This window comes from Schlesneria sphaerica (assembly GCF_044336245.1).
Lineage (GTDB): Bacteria > Planctomycetota > Planctomycetia > Planctomycetales > Planctomycetaceae > Schlesneria > Schlesneria sphaerica.
Map to the genome: position 1 here is coordinate 6,926,545 of NZ_CP172346.1, position 19,759 is coordinate 6,946,303.

General features: G+C 56.2%; 13 protein-coding genes. 10 read left to right on the forward strand and 3 right to left on the reverse strand.

What is annotated here, in order from left to right; translation table 11 throughout:
* The first annotated feature begins 38 nt into the window (after positions 1–38).
* From ACGY09_RS24795 to ACGY09_RS24810, 4 genes are all read left to right on the forward strand, one after another.
* Entirely contained in the window at positions 39–1,619 is a 1,581-nt protein-coding gene (locus ACGY09_RS24795; protein WP_397569862.1) for an exo-alpha-sialidase, read from the forward strand.
* A 296-nt stretch (positions 1,620–1,915) separates the two neighbouring features.
* Positions 1,916–5,845, forward strand: coding sequence for a PVC-type heme-binding CxxCH protein (locus tag ACGY09_RS24800; protein ID WP_397569863.1), 3,930 nt, complete (start codon positions 1,916–1,918; stop codon positions 5,843–5,845).
* Positions 5,846–5,935: 90 nt separating this feature from the next.
* Complete coding sequence (locus ACGY09_RS24805; protein WP_397569864.1) at positions 5,936–7,075, forward strand: hypothetical protein; 1,140 nt, start codon at positions 5,936–5,938, stop codon at positions 7,073–7,075.
* A 404-nt stretch (positions 7,076–7,479) separates the two neighbouring features.
* The gene (locus ACGY09_RS24810) at positions 7,480–8,193 is read left to right on the forward strand and encodes a M48 family metallopeptidase (protein WP_397569865.1); all 714 of its coding nucleotides are present in this window, start codon (positions 7,480–7,482) and stop codon (positions 8,191–8,193) included.
* Positions 8,194–8,196: 3 nt separating this feature from the next.
* Here the strand turns inward: ACGY09_RS24810 and ACGY09_RS24815 are convergent, their stop codons facing one another.
* A complete protein-coding gene (locus tag ACGY09_RS24815) occupies positions 8,197–8,658 on the reverse strand; it encodes a hypothetical protein (protein ID WP_373652285.1) in 462 nt (153 codons plus the stop codon).
* A 177-nt stretch (positions 8,659–8,835) separates the two neighbouring features.
* The gene (locus tag ACGY09_RS24820) at positions 8,836–9,534 is read right to left on the reverse strand and encodes a molybdenum cofactor guanylyltransferase (protein WP_397569866.1); all 699 of its coding nucleotides are present in this window, start codon (positions 9,532–9,534) and stop codon (positions 8,836–8,838) included.
* A gap of 112 nt (positions 9,535–9,646) precedes the next feature.
* Here ACGY09_RS24820 and ACGY09_RS24825 point away from each other — a divergent pair, with 112 nt between their 5' ends.
* The 6 genes from ACGY09_RS24825 to ACGY09_RS24850 all read left to right on the forward strand — a co-directional run bounded on the left by ACGY09_RS24825 (position 9,647) and on the right by ACGY09_RS24850 (position 16,574).
* The gene (locus ACGY09_RS24825) at positions 9,647–10,474 is read left to right on the forward strand and encodes a formylmethanofuran dehydrogenase subunit C (RefSeq protein WP_397569867.1); all 828 of its coding nucleotides are present in this window, start codon (positions 9,647–9,649) and stop codon (positions 10,472–10,474) included.
* Positions 10,475–10,702: 228 nt separating this feature from the next.
* The gene (locus tag ACGY09_RS24830) at positions 10,703–12,610 is read left to right on the forward strand and encodes an ATP-binding cassette domain-containing protein (RefSeq protein WP_397569868.1); all 1,908 of its coding nucleotides are present in this window, start codon (positions 10,703–10,705) and stop codon (positions 12,608–12,610) included.
* Positions 12,611–12,850: 240 nt separating this feature from the next.
* A complete protein-coding gene (locus tag ACGY09_RS24835; RefSeq protein ID WP_397569869.1) occupies positions 12,851–13,858 on the forward strand; it encodes a substrate-binding domain-containing protein in 1,008 nt (335 codons plus the stop codon).
* 178 nt (positions 13,859–14,036) lie between these two features.
* Positions 14,037–14,654, forward strand: a complete 618-nt coding sequence (locus tag ACGY09_RS24840) for a peptidylprolyl isomerase (RefSeq protein WP_397569870.1) — start codon at positions 14,037–14,039, stop codon at positions 14,652–14,654.
* A 169-nt stretch (positions 14,655–14,823) separates the two neighbouring features.
* Entirely contained in the window at positions 14,824–15,261 is a 438-nt protein-coding gene (locus tag ACGY09_RS24845; RefSeq protein ID WP_397569871.1) for a GNAT family N-acetyltransferase, read from the forward strand.
* A 68-nt stretch (positions 15,262–15,329) separates the two neighbouring features.
* On the forward strand, positions 15,330–16,574 hold the full coding sequence (locus ACGY09_RS24850; RefSeq protein WP_397569872.1) for a class I SAM-dependent methyltransferase: 1,245 nt from the start codon (positions 15,330–15,332) through the stop codon (positions 16,572–16,574).
* A gap of 548 nt (positions 16,575–17,122) precedes the next feature.
* Here ACGY09_RS24850 and ACGY09_RS24855 read toward each other — a convergent pair.
* On the reverse strand, positions 17,123–19,750 hold the full coding sequence (locus ACGY09_RS24855) for a hypothetical protein (protein ID WP_397569873.1): 2,628 nt from the start codon (positions 19,748–19,750) through the stop codon (positions 17,123–17,125).
* Between the last annotated feature and the right edge of the window lie 9 nt (positions 19,751–19,759).

The following is a 19,759-nucleotide window of genomic DNA, read 5'->3' on the forward strand; positions in this document are numbered from 1 at the left end:
TTCTGGTGATCGAATCATCTAACTCGGAAAAGCTGTCAATGACCAGTTTTCGCTGCTTCAAAGTCTTCACGATCCTCGCAGTGGGGAGTTTCGTGCTGCTGAATGGAAATTCCGCAAGCGCTTCAGTCGAACTGGGTGACGATGTCGGCGAGATCACACTGATGGACGCACGGGGAAAAGAACTCGCCGTCGCCCCCACGAAAGAGCGTACGGCAGCGGCGTTCCTGTTTCTTTCAGGACGCAGCGAAGCGGTGGATCAGTCGCTGGAAGCGATCAGCACGCTTTACCGAAAACATCGTCGGCTGGGAGTCGTGTATATCGGCGTCTGCTCCAACAACGCCGAGTCTGCGGAGGAACTGGCGGAGTATGCACGCGACCGGGGACTGATCTTTACGATTTATCGTGATCCCACCGGGACGCTGTCGCGGAAGCTCGACATATCCACGATTCCTTCCGTGGCTCTGGTCGATGGGACGGGGAAACTGGTTCATCGGGGTGGGCTGGAGTCGCGCGCGGGTCAACTGGCGTTTGATGCGGCCGTGGTGAACGGCATCAAACCCAAGTTCGAGGGAGCGGTGGTCACACCGTCGCCTCTGGCGCCGAAAGAACAGAAGCAGAAGCTGCACGATAAGTACGGGGCCATCTCGTTTTCTTCGGAACTTCTGTTTGAACGAATCCCGGGTGCGTCGGTCTATCATTGTTCGACGATCACGGAAGCGGCCAATGGCGATCTGCTCTGCCTCTGGTATGGAGGAAGTTATGAGTCTGCCGACGACCAGACGTTGTTTCTTTCGCGTCGTCCGGCCGGAGAGCGAACCTGGGGAAAACCACAGGCTCTGATCTCGGGACCAGACCCCCTGCCCGGAAACGGGGTCATTTTTGTCGACGGGCATGACCGTGTCTGGATCATCTGGTGCCGGATGGAATACACCCGACCGCTAGGGCGTGGCCAGGGGTGGGATAACTGCCGTCTCATGTCGCGCGTCTCGACCGATCATGGCTTCACCTGGAGCAAGGACAGCGAGTTCCTTGACGCCAAACTGCGGGCCGTCCCCCGCAATCCACCCGTCCGACTTGCGTCCGGGGATCTGGTGCTGCCACTGGAAGCGAACGTCGATGGTGTGGCCGGTTCCATCTTTCTCATTGGTGCTGATGGTGGAAAGCAGTGGCGCCGGGGAGGCTTTACAAACGGGGGAAACCAGCCCGCCGTTATCCAGCGCGATGACAAATCGCTGTTCAGCATGATGCGGCACGCTCCCCGAATCACGCAGATCGAATCGAGCGATGGGGGCGAGACCTGGACGAAAGCAACTCCCTCCGCGTTGCGGTGCCCCGATTCGGGAATCACGATGACCCGACTCGCGAACGGCCACGTCGTCGCAGTGTTCAACGATTCGGAGCTGGCCCGTACGCCGCTGAGCATTGTCCGGTCGGTCGATGAAGGTCGTACTTGGGAGACCCCGTTCCATCTGGAGTCGAATCCCGGCGAGTATTCTTATCCTTGTATCATTCAGACACGTGACGGCAAGATTCATGTGACATTTACCTTCAGGCGTTACTCTATCAAGCACGTCGAACTGAATGAGGATTGGTTGATTCATACGGAACGACCTAACTAATGGTGAGCGTCGTTCATTGAGCAGCGGATTTTGAACTGAGAGAACGGGGCAGACACTGTTTCGTACTCCCAGTTGTTATGGGGTTACGAGTGTTACGGGTTATGAAGTCGGTTTCATCATCAGGATGCTCCCACGAAGCCGTTCAATGACTCGTCTGTGTTGGTCATCTCATTCAGTCCGATCCTGTTCCATTCAATTCCGATGTCGCGATTGAATAACCCGTCTCGCTCTGATGCTTTCCTGACTTTCTGACGTCACAGGCGAGAACCCTACGATTTTCGACAGGAGAGGGCCGAATGATCTGGCGATTCTGCGTGCGAAGTCATGTGCCGAGTCTTGTGCTGTGGTCGCTGCTGAGTACCTCGCTGCTCGCGCAGTCCGATCCGTCCACGGCAGCCAGTCCGTTTGGCCCTGCGAAAGTCTGGACGCTGCATCTGGAGTTGTCGGAGAAGGAGTACGCAGCGATGCAGCCCCCTCCTCCGGCCCAGTTTGGTGCCCCACCCCCCGCCGCGCAGGGGACACGTCCGAGTGATCGAAACCTGTTCGGAACCGAGTTCCGCTGGGCCGAAGGGAACGTCACCGCTGAGGGAAAAACGTTTAAGAAGGTGGGGATTCGTTATGCGGGTGACATCACTTATCTGGTGGCGGCGAATGGTCTGAAACGCCCGCTGAAGATTGAGTTCGATCGATTTGAGCAGCAGACGTTTGCCGGGCTGTCGTCGATTCAGTTGCATTCGATGCCTCTTGATCCCTCGAAAGCCCGCGAAGCTCTGGCCTTCAATCTGTTTCGGGCACTGGGAGTTCCAGCGTCGAGAACGGCCTTTGCAGAAGTTACCCTCACGGTGCCCGGCCGGTACAACAGGGAATACCTTGGGCTGTACACCGTCATCGAAGAGATTGACGCGCGATTTTTGAGGGAACATTTCGGATCCGACAAGGGGTTGGTGATGAAGCCGTTCCGGATCCGGGGAATCGATGCTCCGGGTGAGAACTGGGAGGCCTATCAAGCCTTTTACCGTCCCCAGCGAGAGGCGACGCCGGAAGAACAACAGCGGGTGATTGCGTTTGCAAAACTGGTCAACACTGCCTCTGACGAGGAATTTCAGGTCCAGATTGGATCGTTCATCGATCTCGATCAGTTCCTGAAGTATGTCTCCGCGAACGCACTCACCTCGAACCTCGAAAGCTTTCTTGCCCTCGGGCACAACTATTCGCTGTACCTTGATCCCGCCTCGAACCGGTTCCACTTCATCCCGGGTGATCTGGAGTTTTCTTTCGCGAATCTGCTGTTGTTTGGCACTCCTGACCAATTGATGGATGTCAGTCTGCAAAAGCCCTATCCGGGCGAGAACAAGCTGCCCGATCGACTGTTCCAGATTCCCGAGGTGACTGAGCGGTATCGCCAGCTGCTGGCAGATCAGGTTGCAACCATTTTTACTCATGACCGGTTGATGAAGGAGATCGCCGAGATTGAACAGGCGACGGCGGGCGTCATCGAAAAAGAACAGGCCGCGACCGCCAGCCGTCCTGCACCCGTGGCTCCGTTCGGGCCCCCACCGGGAGCGGGTGGGCCTCAGCCCCCTGATCTCAAGACATTCGTGGACAAGCGGCTGGCGTCGATCTCGGAACAGTTATCAGGGAAACGAGTCGGCTATGTACCTCAGCCCTTTAGTTTTGGACCGCCCCAGTCGTCCCAGAATGCTCCCGCCATCAACGAGTCGACCTTCAAAGAAGTAGTCCACGTTCCGGCCAAGTTCGAGGCGACACTCTTCGCGGCCCCACCCAACGTCAGTTATCCCGTTGCGATTGCCTGCGAGCCGACCGGCGCGGTGTACGTGGCTGTTGACGAACAGGGTTCGCTGGGGCGGACTCCGGGTGGGGGGCGGATCCTGCGGTGTGTCGATCAGGATGACGACGGCAAAGTCGATGACGTGACAGTCTTTGCCAGGGTAGAGCATCCACGCGGTGTGACTTATCGCAATGGCAAGGTCTGGGTCATGCATCCGCCGGATCTGACGGTCTTTCAGGATCTGGATGGGGATGGGATCGCCGAGTCAAGCGAGTTGCTCGTCACAGGTCTCACGACGGATCAGATCACAGAACGAGGGGGCGACCACACGACGAACTGTGTTCGCATGGGAATCGACGGGTGGCTTTACATCGGTGTCGGAGACTACGGAATCAAGGAAGCCCAGGGGAAAGATGGTCGGAAGATCGTCCTGCGGGGGGGCGGCGTCGTTCGGGTTCGGCCTGACGGGACGGAACTGGAAATCTACTGCCGTGGACTTCGTAACCCATTCGATCTGGCTATCGATCCTTTTCTGAATCTCTTCACGCGTGACAATACCAATGACGGCGCAGGCTGGGATACGCGTGTCAGTCTGCTGAAGCAGTCTGCTCTGTACGGGTACACCCAACTCTTTGCGAACTTCACTGACGAGACCATGCCGACGCTGGGGACGTTCGGAAATAGTGGTGGCACGGGGGGATTGTTCATCCAGGATCCTCGCTGGCCTGAACCGTATCAGGATACTTTGCTGACTGGCGATTGGGGCCGCAGTGAAGTCTACCGGCACGCGCTCAAGGAAAATGGACCGACGTTTGACCTGGAGCAAGAAGTCTTCATCGAGATTCCCCGTGCGACAGGAATGGACATGGATGGAAATGGGCGACTGTACGTCGCCAGTTGGCGAGGGGGCGAAGCATCGGTTTTCGCTGGGCCGAACATCGGTTTCGTCGCCAGGGTGACGCCTCGAGATATGCAGGATGTCCCCTTCCCCGATTTGAACACGCTATCTGTCGATCAGTTGATCGAGGCTCTCGCTGCACCTCAGTCGGTCACTCGACTGCATGCGCAGGGTGAAATCCTGTCGCGTGGGAGAAATGCGGAGACGACGAAAGCCCTAATCGAGCTGGCATCGAGCGACAATGCCCGTCTGGAAGGACGCGTGGCAGCCGTCTGGACACTCAAGCAACTGGACGGGAATGCCTCGCATGTGGCACTCGGCAAACTGGCGGAGATCGCTCCACTGCGTGAGTCCGTGCTGCGGGCGTTAACGGATCGGTCCGGTGAGACGGCTGAACTGGATCCTCAACTTTTCGTGGACAGCCTGAATGATCCCTCGCCGCGCGTGCGGGCCCAGGCGGTGATCAGTCTTGGCAGGTTAAATTGTCCTGAGACGGCAGCCAGTCTCCTGCCGTTGACCATGCGATCGGACGGCTCAGTTATGCCGACACAGCGGCCCTTGCAGAACCAGCCCGATCCCGGACGAGTGATCCCGCATCTGGCGGTACAGGCTCTTGTCCAACTGCAGGCCGTCGAAACCTGTCTGGAGGGTCTGGATGGACCGAGTTCGGTAGGTGCTCTGTGGGTGCTGCGGTCGATTCATCAGCCACGGGTAGTCGATGGTTTGATCCGGCGACTGGCGACGGCGAGGACGGAGGAATTGCGGAACGGAATCCTCACGTCCCTGATCCGTCTCTACCACCGCGAAGCCGACTACGACGGTTCCTGGTGGGGAATTCGGCCGGATAATAGTGGCCCCTACTATGATCGAGTCGAGTGGGAGATGAGTTCCCGGATTGCGGGAGTCATTACCAACGCCGCGAAAGACAGTGATCCCGAAACAGTCTCGCTCCTAAAAAGGGAACTGCGGCGGCATGGTGTTGAAATTGCGGGAATCTCGAGCAATTCCGAATCGGTCGTGAATGAACCAGACCTGATTGTGGTTGTTCCCAAAGCGGATCCTGCGAACGGGAAGCAACTGGGAAACATGAGTGTCGATTCCGCCCTTGCACAGACGTTACTGGCGAGCGGGGACGCGCGTCGCGGGGAGGCTCTGTTCAAGACACAAGCCTGTGCGGCTTGCCACACGACGGCCGACGGTCAGACTCCGAAAGGCCCTCACCTGTTCGAAATTGGCAAACGTTACCAGCGTCCTGAACTGGCGGAATCGATCCTCAAACCGAGTGCCAAACTGGCTCAAGGGTATGAGAGTTACCAGTTCGTGACGGTCGACGGCCGGACCTTCGCAGGGTTTGTCGTCAGCGAACGGGCTGATGCGACGATCATTCGAGAGGCCGATGGTCGCAGGCGGGAACTAAAGAAAGGTGATGTCGAAGAGAGACTCCTGCTGAAGGTTTCGGCGATGCCCGAGGGGATCGTGGCGAATCTGACCGCCGAACAGTTTGCGGATTTGATTGAGTACTTATGCTCATTGAAATAACAGGGTTCGATTGTCGATTCCGCACTGTCAGGAGAGGTTTGTCGTCAAGGTCGCGAGCAAGCTGCGGGTTTCGCTGAAGGAGGTCGCTGGGTGAGTGAGTATCAGTACATTGGGTTTCTGGCCATCGACGGACCGGTTTCCGCTGAAGACCTGAGGTACATGCACAAGCAGTCTTCCAGAGCCGAAATCACGGAATGGTCCTTCAGCAACGAATATCACTTCGGAGATTTTCGAGGCGACGCGCTGGAGATGTTACGTCGTGGTTACGACATACATCTGCACTACGCTGATTTTGGCATTACTAAGCTGATGATTCGTCTCCCTGCCGGACTACCGAACCGATCGATGACGAGAAAGTATCTGCTGGGACAAGGACTGAAGTTCGTCAAGGATCCGAGCGGTTTAGGAGGCATTCTGGTCATTGATCCTTATTACGATGGGTGCGGCGAAAGCGATCTGATTGATCCGGAAGAAATGCTTAACTCTCTGAAACCACTTCGGGCAGAGTTGATGGAGGGTGACTTGAGGCCGCTTTATCTGGCACATTTGGCCGTCGCTCAGGATTCCAGCCATCGACCAGACAAAACCCACGAAGCACCTGTCCCGGCTGGATTAACATCGCTGACGCCAGCACAGCAGGCACTGGCCGATTTCTATGGTCTCAGTCAGGCTTTGATCGAGGCTGCTGCCATCGAGAGTCCTCCGTTGCCAGTTTCCAGTTGCGACGAGACATCAAGGCAAGAGGAAGACTGGATTCGTCAACTGCCGGAAAAGCTTAAAGTGACCTGGCTCCTTTCCGTTCTCAGGGGCGACAGTGCCTCGGTCAGATCCGAGATGTTGGCACAATTCCGACGCAGTCAGGGGCGCGCACTTTGGCCGACAAACAATCCCCGTCGAACAATGCACCAACTGCAGGAACTTGAAGAGAAGGCTTTGAGACGGGCTGAAGAGCAAGCAGCGGCCGTTGCTGCGAGGATGCGTCAGCAGCGACTCGCCGAAATAGCTTCCGATCCAGTAAAGGTTTTGCGTGAAATTGAACTCTGCGTAGCAGAAAAGACAAGTGATGCAAATCACCGGGCGGTAGTGTTACTCTGCGATCTCCGGGACGCAGTTGCATCGACTGATCAAGCGGGAATCGCCGAATCGCAGGCGTTAAAGCTCAAGAAGCAGTTTCCGACACGAAGGGCTCTGCTCAATGCACTGTCCAGAGCACGATTATTTTCCAAGTAGCATTGTCATCGAGACAGCGACGGTGAGGTAGCAATATCAAGGTACGAATGCTCGAGAATTGCAGCGGTTGACTGCTGTCTCACGGTCAAAGCACCGTAATCCTGAATTACCCCATGACTGGATGAGATACGACTTTGACGCCCGTCCTTTTGATGATCCTTTTCCATCCTGATGCGGTGACCGAAGCCGGAACATTCCTCCGGGACGACGCGGTGGTTCAATTGGACGTCTCTTCCGTCTTCAATGATTTTGATTTAGAACACCGGAATGGACCACGCTCATAGCGTTGTGGGGGGCCTGTTCCACCTGCGTCCCCTCCCATGGACCAGGTTTGAAACAGGGACGGCTGGGTGCCTGGTGGACGGACAGACGAAGGCGAGCGGGATCGTGAGGAGCGACCAGGGATGACGGAGCCTCATTTCGAATATCGGATTCGCGAAAGCGTCCGAGCGAAGTATATGAGCCTGCGCGTTTCGGTAGACCGGGGGTTGGAAGTGGTCGTTCCGCGCGGCTTCGATCGGAAGCTGATCCCCGGCTTTTTGCGGGATAAGCATGAATGGGTTCGAACGGCCCTGTCCAAGGTCGATCAGGCTCGCCAGCGCCGCATCAAACCGACCGAGACTTTGCCACAGATGCTTTCATTCGCCGCCTGCGGTCGCTCGTGGATTGTCCAGTATCATCCCCGTCGGTCAGACACAATTACCCTGTTTGATGATGGCCAGGGAGGCCTGCGGGTGGTGGGGGCCATCGACAACATTCCCGCCTGCCACTCGGTCCTGCAGCAATGGACCCGGCGCCAGGCATTCAACGTACTTAATCCCCTGCTCCGCCAGTTGAGCAAAGAGACGGGGATTGCGTACGTCAAAACGGTGATTCGGTGCCAGAAGAGCCGCTGGGGAAGTTGCTCGAGCACCGGAACCATCAGCCTGAATCAGAAACTGTTGTTCGTCGCCCCGGATCTGGTCCGATACGTCCTGATCCACGAACTGTGCCACATGCGCGAGATGAACCATTCACGGAACTTCTGGAGCCTTGTCGGTCAGTTCTATCCCGACTATCGACGGGCCCGGCAGCGACTGAAGGAAGCTTGGTACCAGATGCCGGCCTGGGCCGGTTGACTCTCAGGCACCGGGATGCGGGAACTGTTTCTGCAAGGCTTCCCGGCGATGTTCAAAACCATCTTCGAGTGCTTCGAGAATACTGTCTGCGGTGACCAGGAAGCCCAGGACGCCGCCGGGAGGTTCGAACTCGATCCGGTTGATCAATGTGACTTTATCCGAAGAGGAGTGCGGTTCGACGATGTAGTCATGCAGCCACAGCTTCAGCGGACCTTCGACCATCTTCTCACGGAATTGAGTGGGTGTGTTGAGCTCGACGATTTCGTACGTCAGCTCCTGAACCATCCCGTAGACCTGTGCCTTGACCTTCAGACGACTACCCAGCTCGATAATGGGAGGTGGCGTTACAAACACGAACTGCATCTGGGGAGGTGCGATCGCCTGCAAATTGGCTGGACGGATCAGAAAATCAAACACCTGGTCAAGAGACCCGTGCAGGTCTGTTCGACTCTCAAAAATCGGCATTCGGAGCATCCTTTGCGGCAATCATTTTCAACGGAACAAGCCGTATCTTAGCCGGAATAGCACTGCTGGTGGAGAGTACCCGCAGCCGAGAGAGCGGAAAAATCTTGATCTGATCGAGCCAGACCAGAGATCTGGAGGGGACTGATCATTGCATGGCCGAGTGAATGACGGGGCAAATCACTCAAGAAACGAGGGGTGATCGCTTTCAAACCCCATTTCCAAGAGTGCTTTGCGGTACTCCTCAGGAGAATTCAGGTTTGCGAGCGTAGTGAGGTGGGGATCGACGGTACGCAACTCATCCGTGGGGACTCTCACGGTTGAGACCTGATCGAACAGGGAACGCAGGCTGAATCGATTTCCCGCAAGTTGCGTTTCCACCCGTTCCAGAACGGAAGTCCTGTAGACTGCCGTAAGGGGGTGTTCATAAGCCCCGTCGAAGGGAACGGCAATGTCTGCCTCGCCAAGTCGATGGAACAATAATTCCACAACGCCTGGAACGAGTCGGGGAGAGTCGCAGCTGGAAAGGAAGACGGCGTCCACCTGTGACTGCAGCAGACGCAACCCCGCCGCAAATCCTTCGAGCGGGCCACGACCGGAGTACTGATCTCGGGCCAGACGGACTTCTGGTGGAAGGTTGGGAAGGTGTTGTCCGGCTGCGGACACTACCACAATCCGGGAGGAGTCAAGAACGGAACTCAGCAGGCGGACGACGCGCTGCAGCATCGTTTCCGGTCCAAACGGCAGCGATGCCTTGTCGTGACCCATTCGGGTCGATTCGCCACCGCACAAGATAATCGCCCCTTTGTCCACGGATCGGCCCTTTTTATCAACTGGCGTTGTTTGTTGCGTTGCGGCTCGCCCGGGGTCTGGCGACATTGTACGTTTGCGAAGCCACGGATAGTTTGGGTGATCGCACCGCGATTGTCAGCTGACTTTCGACAGGTAAATGGTTCTCACACGATCGATTTCGGAAGAGGAACAGGACTTCATGGCACTGACGATGACTTACCGGGCGCAGACGCCAGTGCCGGTGGAAGTGGAAGGTTTCACTCCCGATTGGACTCGTGACAAAACTCTGGCCGAGATCGAGCAGTTCTCGATCTTTCACGGGAATCAGAAGCTGCCGATCGCGGAGATGTTTTCCGTCGCTGGCGATCCCGGTGATGGGACCATTGTCTGGCAGGGAGATCTGGCAGGCGTTCACTGGATCGGGGCTCATATGACTTCGGGCTCGATCCGCGTTCACGGGAACGTCGGCCGGCACCTGGGAAGTGAGATGCGGGGTGGGGAAATCACGGTCGAAGGAAACGCAGGTGGCTGGGTGGGGATGCAGATGCATCGCGGTCTGATCCGTATTAAAGGTGACGCCGGTCACCTTGTCGGTGCCGCGTATCGTGGTTCGCTCAAAGGGATGACGGGAGGGACGATTCTCGTCGAGGGAAACGCTGGAGACGAAGTCGGTCTGGGGATGCGGCGAGGGCTGATTGCAGTTGCCGGATCTGTCGGAGACATGCTGGCGGCCAGTTTAATCGCCGGCTCGGTGCTGGTCTTCGGCGATTGCGGTCAGAGACCGGGGGCAGGAATGCGACGGGGGACCATTGGGATTTTCGGCAAGAATCCGCCTCCACTACTTCCCAGTTTCCGCTACGCGGCCCGGTACCAGCCTCAGATGGTTCCCTTATTACTTCGCCTGTTGCGATCGTATGGCTTCCCTGTCAGAGAAGAGCTGATGTCGTCCGATTACGACCTGTTCCATGGCGATCTGCTGTCGGTGGGACGGGGGGAAATCCTGATCCCGGCAGGGTCAGCAGCGTAGCCGAAACTCCTTGCGAGTTGGTTCGCGGTGTCTGCCGGGGGGAATCACCGGGCTGACTTAACTGCAATTTGCCTGATTGACCGGAATGCGAACAGACGGGTTGGTTTCAAAAACGGGCGCATTCCGAGGGAAGTCGGTGTACCTGCTTTTGTTCTGGGATCAGGTGACATAAAACTGCAATCCGGGACGGGCCGAGTTGTCGACTGAAATGTGAATACGAGGAATTGGATGGCGTTACTGAGTTTTCGAGATGTCAGTTTTGGATTCGGCTCTCCGCCGTTGATTTCTCGCGTCGACCTGCAGATTGAACGTGGCGAACGTGTGGGATTGTTAGGCCGCAACGGAGCGGGCAAATCCACGCTCATGAAACTCATGATCGGAGAACTTCCTCCTGATCAGGGGTTGATCGAGCAGCAGACGGGCATTCGAATTGCCCGACTGATCCAGGATGTGCCGGTTGGACGTAGCGGGACAATCTTTGAAGAGGTGGCCGACGGCCTCGGAGCGGAAGGGAGTGCTGTCGCCGCTCAGTACCTGCTGCACCATCCGGATGCCATACACAGCGATGAGGACCGGGCGGAACTGGAACGCCGTGCGGAATCGCTGAATCACGATACCGGCTGGCAACTTGAACATCGGATCGAGCAGATTCTCGAGCGCATGCAGCTCCAGCCCCTGACCCGTTTCGACAGCCTGTCGTCCGGTATGAAGCGACGTGTCCTGCTGGGTAAGTCGCTGGTTTCAGAACCGGAAATCCTGCTGCTCGACGAACCGACCAACCATCTGGATATCGATGCGATCCAGTGGCTGGAAGAGTTCTTGATGCGGTACAGCGGGACGCTGATTTTCGTAACCCACGACCGGGTCTTTCTGCAGAAGCTGGCGACGCGTATTATCGAACTGGACCGCGGGCGCTTATTCGACTGGCCCTGTGACTATGCGACGTTCCTTGAACGAAAGGAAGCGGCCCTGGCGGCTGAGGAACAGCAGCAGGCGTTGTTCGATAAAAAGCTGGCGGTCGAGGAAGCATGGATCCGTCGCGGCGTAAAGGCACGCCGTGTCCGTAACGAGGGACGGGTTCGCGCTTTGAAGAAGCTGCGTGAAGAACGGCAGCAGCTACGCGAGAAAGTCGGGAACGTCAAAGTCGAAATCCAGGAGGCGGAACGGTCAGGAGCACTGGTTGTTGACGTCAAAGGCCTGTCTTACGAAGTGAGTGGTCGATCGATCATTCGTGACTTGACCACGACCATCATGCGGGGAGACAAGGTCGGGATCATTGGATCGAATGGAACGGGCAAGACGACGCTGCTCAGGCTGCTGCTGGGCCAGCTTGAGCCCAATTCCGGCGTTGTGAAGCGAGGGACCAATCTCGAAGTTGCGTACTTCGATCAGCTTCGTGCCCAACTGGATGAAGAGAAAACGGTACAGGAAAATGTTTCGGATGGCAAAGATATGCTGACGATTAACGGTCAGCAACGTCACATCATCGGCTATCTCGAAGACTTTCTCTTCACACCGGAACGGACCCGAAGTCCCGCGCGTTATCTCTCGGGGGGCGAACGCAACCGGCTGCTGCTGGCACGTCTCTTTTCCAAGCCGTCCAACGTCCTGGTACTGGACGAGCCGACCAACGACCTCGATGCGGAGACTCTGGATCTGCTCGAGGAACTGATCGTGGGCTATACGGGGACAGTCCTTCTGGTCAGTCACGATCGTGCGTTCCTCAATAACGTCGTTACTAATACGCTGGTCTTCGAAGGTAACAGCCACGTTCGGGAGTACAGCGGGGGCTACGATGACTGGCTCGCCCAGCGAAAGCCGATCACGGCATCGCCAGAAGTTCGACCTGCTCCTGTCTCAACGCCACCCGTTGCGGCACGTTCAAATCCCGCCTCGACTACACCCGGTGTCAGGCGTCGAACATTTAAGGAACAGCAGGAACTGACACAGTTGCCACGGCGGATCGAACAGCTGGAGATTGAACAGCGGGAGCTCCATGAGACCATGGCGAGTCCGGGCTTCTATCAGCAGGACAAGGGGGAAATTGCCAAAGCTTCCAATCGGCTGGCAGCGATTGAACAGGAACTGACAACGGCTTTTGAACGCTGGGAACTGCTTGAGGCTTTGGCGGAGTAACCGCCAATCGCGTCTGGTGGGTGCTTAAGTGAACACTTCGCGGGAACATGGCCGTCAGCGGACCTCACGAATGACCGCTTGTCATCGAAGTCAGAGAGGACCAAAAGGCTGGAATATTCCGGACTAACGGAGATCGCGGGCCGCTCTCGTTCCGAGCGACCTGTTACTCGGCTTGCGACTCGCTACGGTGACACGGTAACGTCCGTGGAATACCTCACTACTCGTCAGGAGATTCGCACCATGAGAATTTTCGCGTGTTCGTTTCTTTGCCTCGCCTTCCTGATGGGATGTGCGGACCAGGCATCCACAACAGGGCTGGATTCCGCTGGGAAGGGCGCGGGCAGCAAGGGCAGCGGGACGCTGCAAATTGCCGTAATCCCCAAAGGGACGACGCATGTCTTCTGGAAATCGGTGCATGCAGGAGCCGTTAAGGCGGCCAAGGATCTGGGTGATGTCGAGATCCTCTGGAAAGGCCCTTTGCTGGAAAATGATCGCGACGGACAGATCAACGTTGTCCAGGATTTTATCGCGAATCGAGTCGACGGGATCGTGCTCGCTCCCCTCGACAAACAGGCACTCATCGGACCGGTGAAAGACTCGAAGGAGGCCGGGATTCCCGTAGCAATCTTCGACAGTGCTCTTCAGGATGAGTCTGCCATCGTCACCTACGTGGCGACTGACAACTACAAGGGTGGGGAACTTGCAGCACGGCACATGGCTCACGTTTTAGGCGGGAAAGGCAATGTGATCCTGCTGAGGTACAACGCCGGTAGCGAAAGCACCGAACAGCGAGAAGAAGGTTTTCTGACGACCCTGAATGAGCAGTTTCCAGATGTCCATGTGCTGTCGTCGGACGAGTATGCCGGGACAACTCCGGAACAGTCTCTGGATAAAGCGACGCAGATCCTGACCAACTACAAGGATCGGGTCGACGGGATTTTTGCCGTCTGCGAGCCGAATGCCAATGGTGTACTCATCGCGCTCAAAGAGACTCAACTGTCCGGAAAGGTGAAGTTCATCGCCTTCGATTCCAGTGAAGAACTGATCCGTGCCATGAGTGACGGCGTGTGCCATGGGATCGTGCTGCAGGATCCCATCACAATGGGGTACGAATCTGTGCAGGCGATTGTGAAATCCATCCGTGGAGAGTCCGTCGAGAAGCGAATCGGAACGGGAGAATTTTTGGCGACACCCGAAAACATGAAGACACCGGAGATGGAAAAGCTCCTCAATCCAGACCGGTTCTAACAGCAGTCTCTGCCGATATGCGACAGTGGATGTGAACCTCGGTGATGATGATGCGGTCCGGCAGCCTTGATTCGGTGGCCGGACCGTTTTCGTGGCTTCATTCGGATTGGCATCTGGTATAAAATCAAGCCTGATCGGTCCAGGATGGGCCGTAGATATCACATTTCAGGAGGAAGTGATGACGAGCAAATTCTGGTCGGTTCTGATTGGGTGTGGAGTAATCATCGCTTTTGGGATTAATCTCTTTGCTTTGGAAATGCCCCGGTTCAAGAAATCACCGAAACATTTCCTGGCAAAATTTGAAACCACGGCCGGGAATTTTGTCATCGAAGTCCAGCGTGAATGGTCCCCGAATGGCGCCGATCGCTTCTATCAGCTGGTGACTTCAAAGCTGTACGATGACTGCAAGTTTTTCCGAGTTGTGCCAGGGTTCATGGTCCAGTTTGGCATTAACGGTGATCCCCAGGTCGCTGCGAAGTGGAAAACGGCGACAATCAAAGATGATCCGGTGATCAAGTCGAACCGACGGGGCTACGTGACGTTCGCGAAGGCGGGGGTCCCGAACTCGCGAACGACACAGGTTTTCGTCAACTATCAGGATAACCTTGCTTTAGACGCGCAGGGATTTGCTCCATTTGGACGCATCGTCGAAGGGATGGAAGTGGTTGATTCCATAAACGCCCAATACGGCGAAGCTCCCGACCAGATGCTGGTCCAGATGCATGGGAATGAATACCTCAATGCAAAGTTTCCTCGGCTCGACGGTGTAGTGAAGGCGACAATCGTGAAACGCTGACCGGCCCGCTCTCAGCAATTCGCCTGATGCACACGGGATACTTTTCTCAAGGTGATTCTGCGCTTGACTGATTTGACGATCAGGTAAGACTGTCCCTGATGGTGGATCAAAACTGCTGACTCTCCTGTGACCAGGGGGAGTTCCTTAATTCAATTGATAAGTTGTTTCCATGCCGCCCGAGACCCGTTTGAAGCCGAGTTTCTTCGTTCGCGCCGCCGAAAAAAGCGATGTCGAAGCGCTGGGGGAATTTATTGAACCGTTCGTCGAGAACGGTCGCCTGCTGCCCCGGACACGAGACGAGTTGCTTGATCTCACCCGTCACGGGTTTGTTGCGATTTCTGGAGACGCCATCATTGGGTTCGCGGCGCTCGAGATCTATTCTGCTAAGCTGGCTGAATTGCGAAGTCTGGCTGTCTCTGCACAATATCAGGGACAGGGGGTGGGCAAAGAACTCGTCGCTGCCTGTATTGCACGGGCCAAGTCGCAAAATGTCTTTGAAGTCATGGCGATTACCTCGTCAGAAGAATTTTTCCAACGTTGTGGCTTTGATTTCACCTTGCCGGGTGAGAAGAAAGCCCTGTTCCTGCAAACCAGAGAGACTTACTAAACAGCATGCCACGAGCGAAGCCGAATTCCCGATCTAACGCCCCCTCTCGGGCTTCCTCAAAACCACCGGTGCCGCAACGCACAAAGTCCGGCAAGAACCCTAAGAAAGCCGCCAAGCCGACAGGTGGGGAGCGACCACCGGCCGTGACGTTGATCTCGTTGCTGGCAGGTTCCATCCGCGAACGGACGTTCCTGCGACTGGTTCTCAGTCAGCCCCTTTCAAAATCCGAGTCCGCCATCTCCAAAGTGACGGTTCGTCTGGTTGAGGTTGGGGGGGAAACGAAGTACCAGTGGGCGGTGCGATCGCAATTGCAGGAGAAACACGAAAATCTGACGATGGACGAGCTAATCGCTCAAACAAAATCGGTCTTCGGTGTGAATCTTGGCGACGCTCACCTGTTTACAACACAGGCTGATCTGACCGTTCGCTGGAACTACGGCAAGCCTCAAAAGGTGAAAAGAAAACCTCCGACACAGCAGCCATCGGAGGGAGAGGGGCACAACCGCCAGAAGCAGTACCTGATTCCTGCCGGCATCCCCTGCCCTTTTCTGATCGAGATTGGCGTCATGCTGCCCAGCGGACAGGTTCGTCCGACGATGTATCACAAGTTTCGCCAAATCAACCGTTACCTCGAATTCGTCGAGGATATCCTTCCTCAGCTCCCGAGTACCGGACCAATCCACGTCGTCGATTTCGGCTGCGGGAAGAGCTATCTCACGTTCGCCTTACATCACCTTCTGACCCGGATTCACGAACGCGAAGTTAAGATCGTCGGTCTGGACGTCAAAGCGGATGTCATCGACGACTGTACACGGGTGGCAGAGTCGCTGAAGTGCGATGGTATTGAGTTCCACCTTGGTCGGATCGAGACTTATGTGCCGTCTGAGCAGGTGCATCTGGCGGTTTCTCTGCACGCCTGCGATACCGCTACCGATGATGCCATCGCCGCAGCGCTGCGCTGGAAGAGCAATGTCATCCTGGCTGTACCGTGTTGCCAGCACGAAATCTGCCAGACGATTTCCCGCCAGTCCCTCATCGGACTCACCGAGTATGGCATCCTGAAAGAGCGATTTGCCTCTCTGGCCACGGATGCTCTGCGAGCCCAGTTTCTTGAGCTGCAAGGCTATAAAACGCAGGTGCTGGAATTCATTGAAACTGAGCATACCCCGAAAAATCTTCTCATCCGCTCGGTCAGGCGAACTGACGCCACGGCGCAGGATCTGACAGCCAGAAGAGAAGCGTATGAAGGATTAAAAGATATCCTGGGGGTGAAGGACTGGCATCTGGAGCGGGCGGTCAGCTCGCCGAAATAAGCCCGATGGAAGAGCATTTTTCCTCAGCATACGAAGTCCGTCCGGGGGCAAGTTGGCCGCCGGGCGGACTTCGTTTTGTTGCCCGCCAAACTCGATCGAAGGACGTCCTTCCGGAAGGATCAGGCTTCACAGGAATGGTCCCCCGGGGGCAGTCTTCCGAGTGACTTTCTGAGCCTCCAGACGAGATGACACACGTGCCTTCCGCCGTGATTGAGCGGTTCTTCGCGGCATAGGAGTCGGACCGGGCGAAGAAGATGGTAATGATGGAAAAGTACGAGTCTGTCGGCTGTCAGTGGACGCTCTCGAACTGGGTGGTGCCACCTTCTTCAAGCGATTCTTGATACTCGGCGGAGACTCAAGACCAAGGTCCCTGAACACACTCCGAAGGGTGCGATAGCCTCAGGAGATAGGCTCAGTGTCAGGGGTATCGGGCCCACGGCCTGCACCGCCGATCCGATTGCCAATAAAAAAAAGGTCGTCTGCCCCACAGGAACAGACGACCTTCCGGTCAATTGCAATCAAAAGTTCATTGTAGACCGTATGGCATGTCAGCGGCGCGAGCGACGTGTCGCTTCTGACTCGGTCCATTCGACTTCGTTACGGCTCTCGAAGTTACGTACCCACGATTGATCGATGACGCGTTGAGGGCCTTGCGCCAAGGATTCGTAAGGGGATTTGATGATCGGATAAAGACCTGTGAATCGCTCGGCAAGGAACTGCTTTCGGCGTTCCTGTTCGGCAACTCCACCGTCTTCAATCGCGTTATCACGATCCTTTACTTTGAAGACATAGTAAATCGATCGATTGGCGTTTGGTGCTACACCAACTTCACCGACCTTAAGTTCTTCGAAGACGGTCTTCATGAAATTACCATCCACCTCCGGGATGAGCGGGATGTCTGTCAGTGTCGGTTCCTGCTGCGCAGAAGGGAGGCTTTGTGGTCGAGAGAGCCACGTGAACTCGGGAGTCTCGATGAGGCTCAGTGCGGGATCACCCTTTTGTCCCGTGGCAGATTCACCCGAAACTGCGGAGGCGAGATTGTTCCCTTCCGTCTTGGCGATTTCGGCCAATGCTTTTGCTCGTTTTTCTGCCAGGGTTCGCGCCTGATCGAATTTCCATGCACGAACAACCCTTTCGTGGACAGCTTCTTCCTTGAGTTCGGTCACCCGGGCTGGAAGATCGTTAATCTTCCAGTAAGCGAATGAGCCACGTCGGGTTCTCAGGTCTGCACGACGAGGAGAATACAGCGGCATGCGGGACTCACCATTGTCCCCGCGCATCAGAACATCGCTGGCCACAGGTGAGCGCTTCTGGGACTCGAATGCCATCCCGATCGGTTCTGCCAGCAGTTGTTCATACTCCCATTCCGGGGTTTCAACATACTGGAGATTGTGCTGCTCAGCGTACTTCTTCAACTTCTCGGCGATGGTTTTCGCTTTTTCTGCCTTCTCGGTCAGGTCAGTGGTGGTGTCATAGTCCAAGCCCAATGGGACCATGAACTCGTACGCCGCGTCCAAGGCCGTTGCGATCAGGTCGAATGCCCGCTCACGTGCAATGGCTTCTCGAATTTCCAGTTTCAGCTCATCATCGAGTTCCCGCAGCTTCGGTGTGGGGAGCGACTCTGGGGATTCACTCAGTTTTGGAACTTCGATTTCGCTGCTTTCGGCAGCAGGTTGCTCTGGTTTTTCTGTGGTGGCTTCAGGAGATGCAGGAGCCGTTTCCGGAGCAGTTGCAGCTTCTGGCTCTTTCACTTCGTCCGTTTTTTCGGCAGCCACGGGCTCGGCGGGGACTGCCTCAGCGGCTGGAGTTTCGGGAGCAACTTCGTCCTTCGCAGTCGGCTCGGGATTGGTTGGCTCTTCTCCGCAGGACGATTCCGACTTGGGCTCGGTTGCGTCGATTTCTTTCTTCTCTTCAGGCTGAGCCTCTGGTTGCTCGGACTGAGGAGCCTCAGGCTGAGCCTCTTCTGCTTTGGGCTCTTCTGCCTTCGGTTCTTCTTTTACGGGCTCGGCTTCAGACTTTTCTTCTGTGGGGGCTACAGGTTGTTCCGATTTCGGTTCTTCGGAAGAAGGTGCGCTCGCGTCAGAACTCGTGGATTCACCTTCCGGCAATTTCGGTGCGGTTGATTCTTTGGTCTCTGGGGCGCGGTACCGATCCTTATTTCGTTCGAAGTATTCCTTCACTTCTTCGTCTGTCGGATTGACGCGTTTCTCGAATTCTTCAAAGTCGGCTGTCAGGTAGGCCAACTGGACTTTCGGCATCTGGAGAAAGCCAGGGCGTGCTTCGTCGATCCAACGGTTCGTCTTGTATTTTTCAAAGAACAGAGCCAGCTCTGCATCGGAGGGCTGAGCTGTTTCGCTGACGAAATCCTGGACGGGAATCGCAACTGCCTGAAGAGACTGCTTCAGATTCATCTTCTGATAGGCGTCCCAGAGCTGTTCCGGGGTCTGCTCCATGTAGCGAAGTGGTTCTCTAGTCTGAGTGTACTGTGCGAACTCGGGTCTGACCTGGACGACCGTTGCAGGCGGATAGGTCAGCTTGACTGCCAGCCGGGCGGCGAGTTCTTCTTTCAGGATGTCGAACAATTCGCTTTCGCCGAGCCGCGCTTCCCGCAGACTTTCGCGGAAGTCCTGCTGAGTCATCCGGTTATTCCCGATCTCTTTCAGGAAATCGTTCACACCCTCGTCTGAGATTCGGATACCCATTTTCTGAGCGTCGGTCAGCAGGATCTTGTATTGCACCAGTGAAGGATCATCGATTCCGCCGAAACCAGACGGCATTCCGCTTTGCACCCTTCGGGCGACAGCGTAAAGGAACTGATTTGCTCGCATCCGATTTTGGGCCAGTTGCTCTAGATCGTAGCGTGTGAAGCTTCCGATCGCGGTTCGGACGACGGGCTTACTTTGTGCCATTGCCGCAAACCCGATGAAGCCGACGAGCGCACCGACGAGTAATCCGCCCAGGCCGAATTCGGTCGCTTTCTGACGAGGGTAGCCCACGACGCACATCCCGGCGGCACACAGGATGCCGATGAGAATGGCGCCACCGACGGGCGACATCGGTCCAGTCCCTCGACCGACATAGTCGAGGAATAAGAACGAAATCATTGCGAGGACGGTGAGGACGACCATCCACTGTCTTTGATTTCGACGGATCGATGCGAAGAATGTGCTACTCATCAACGGAAT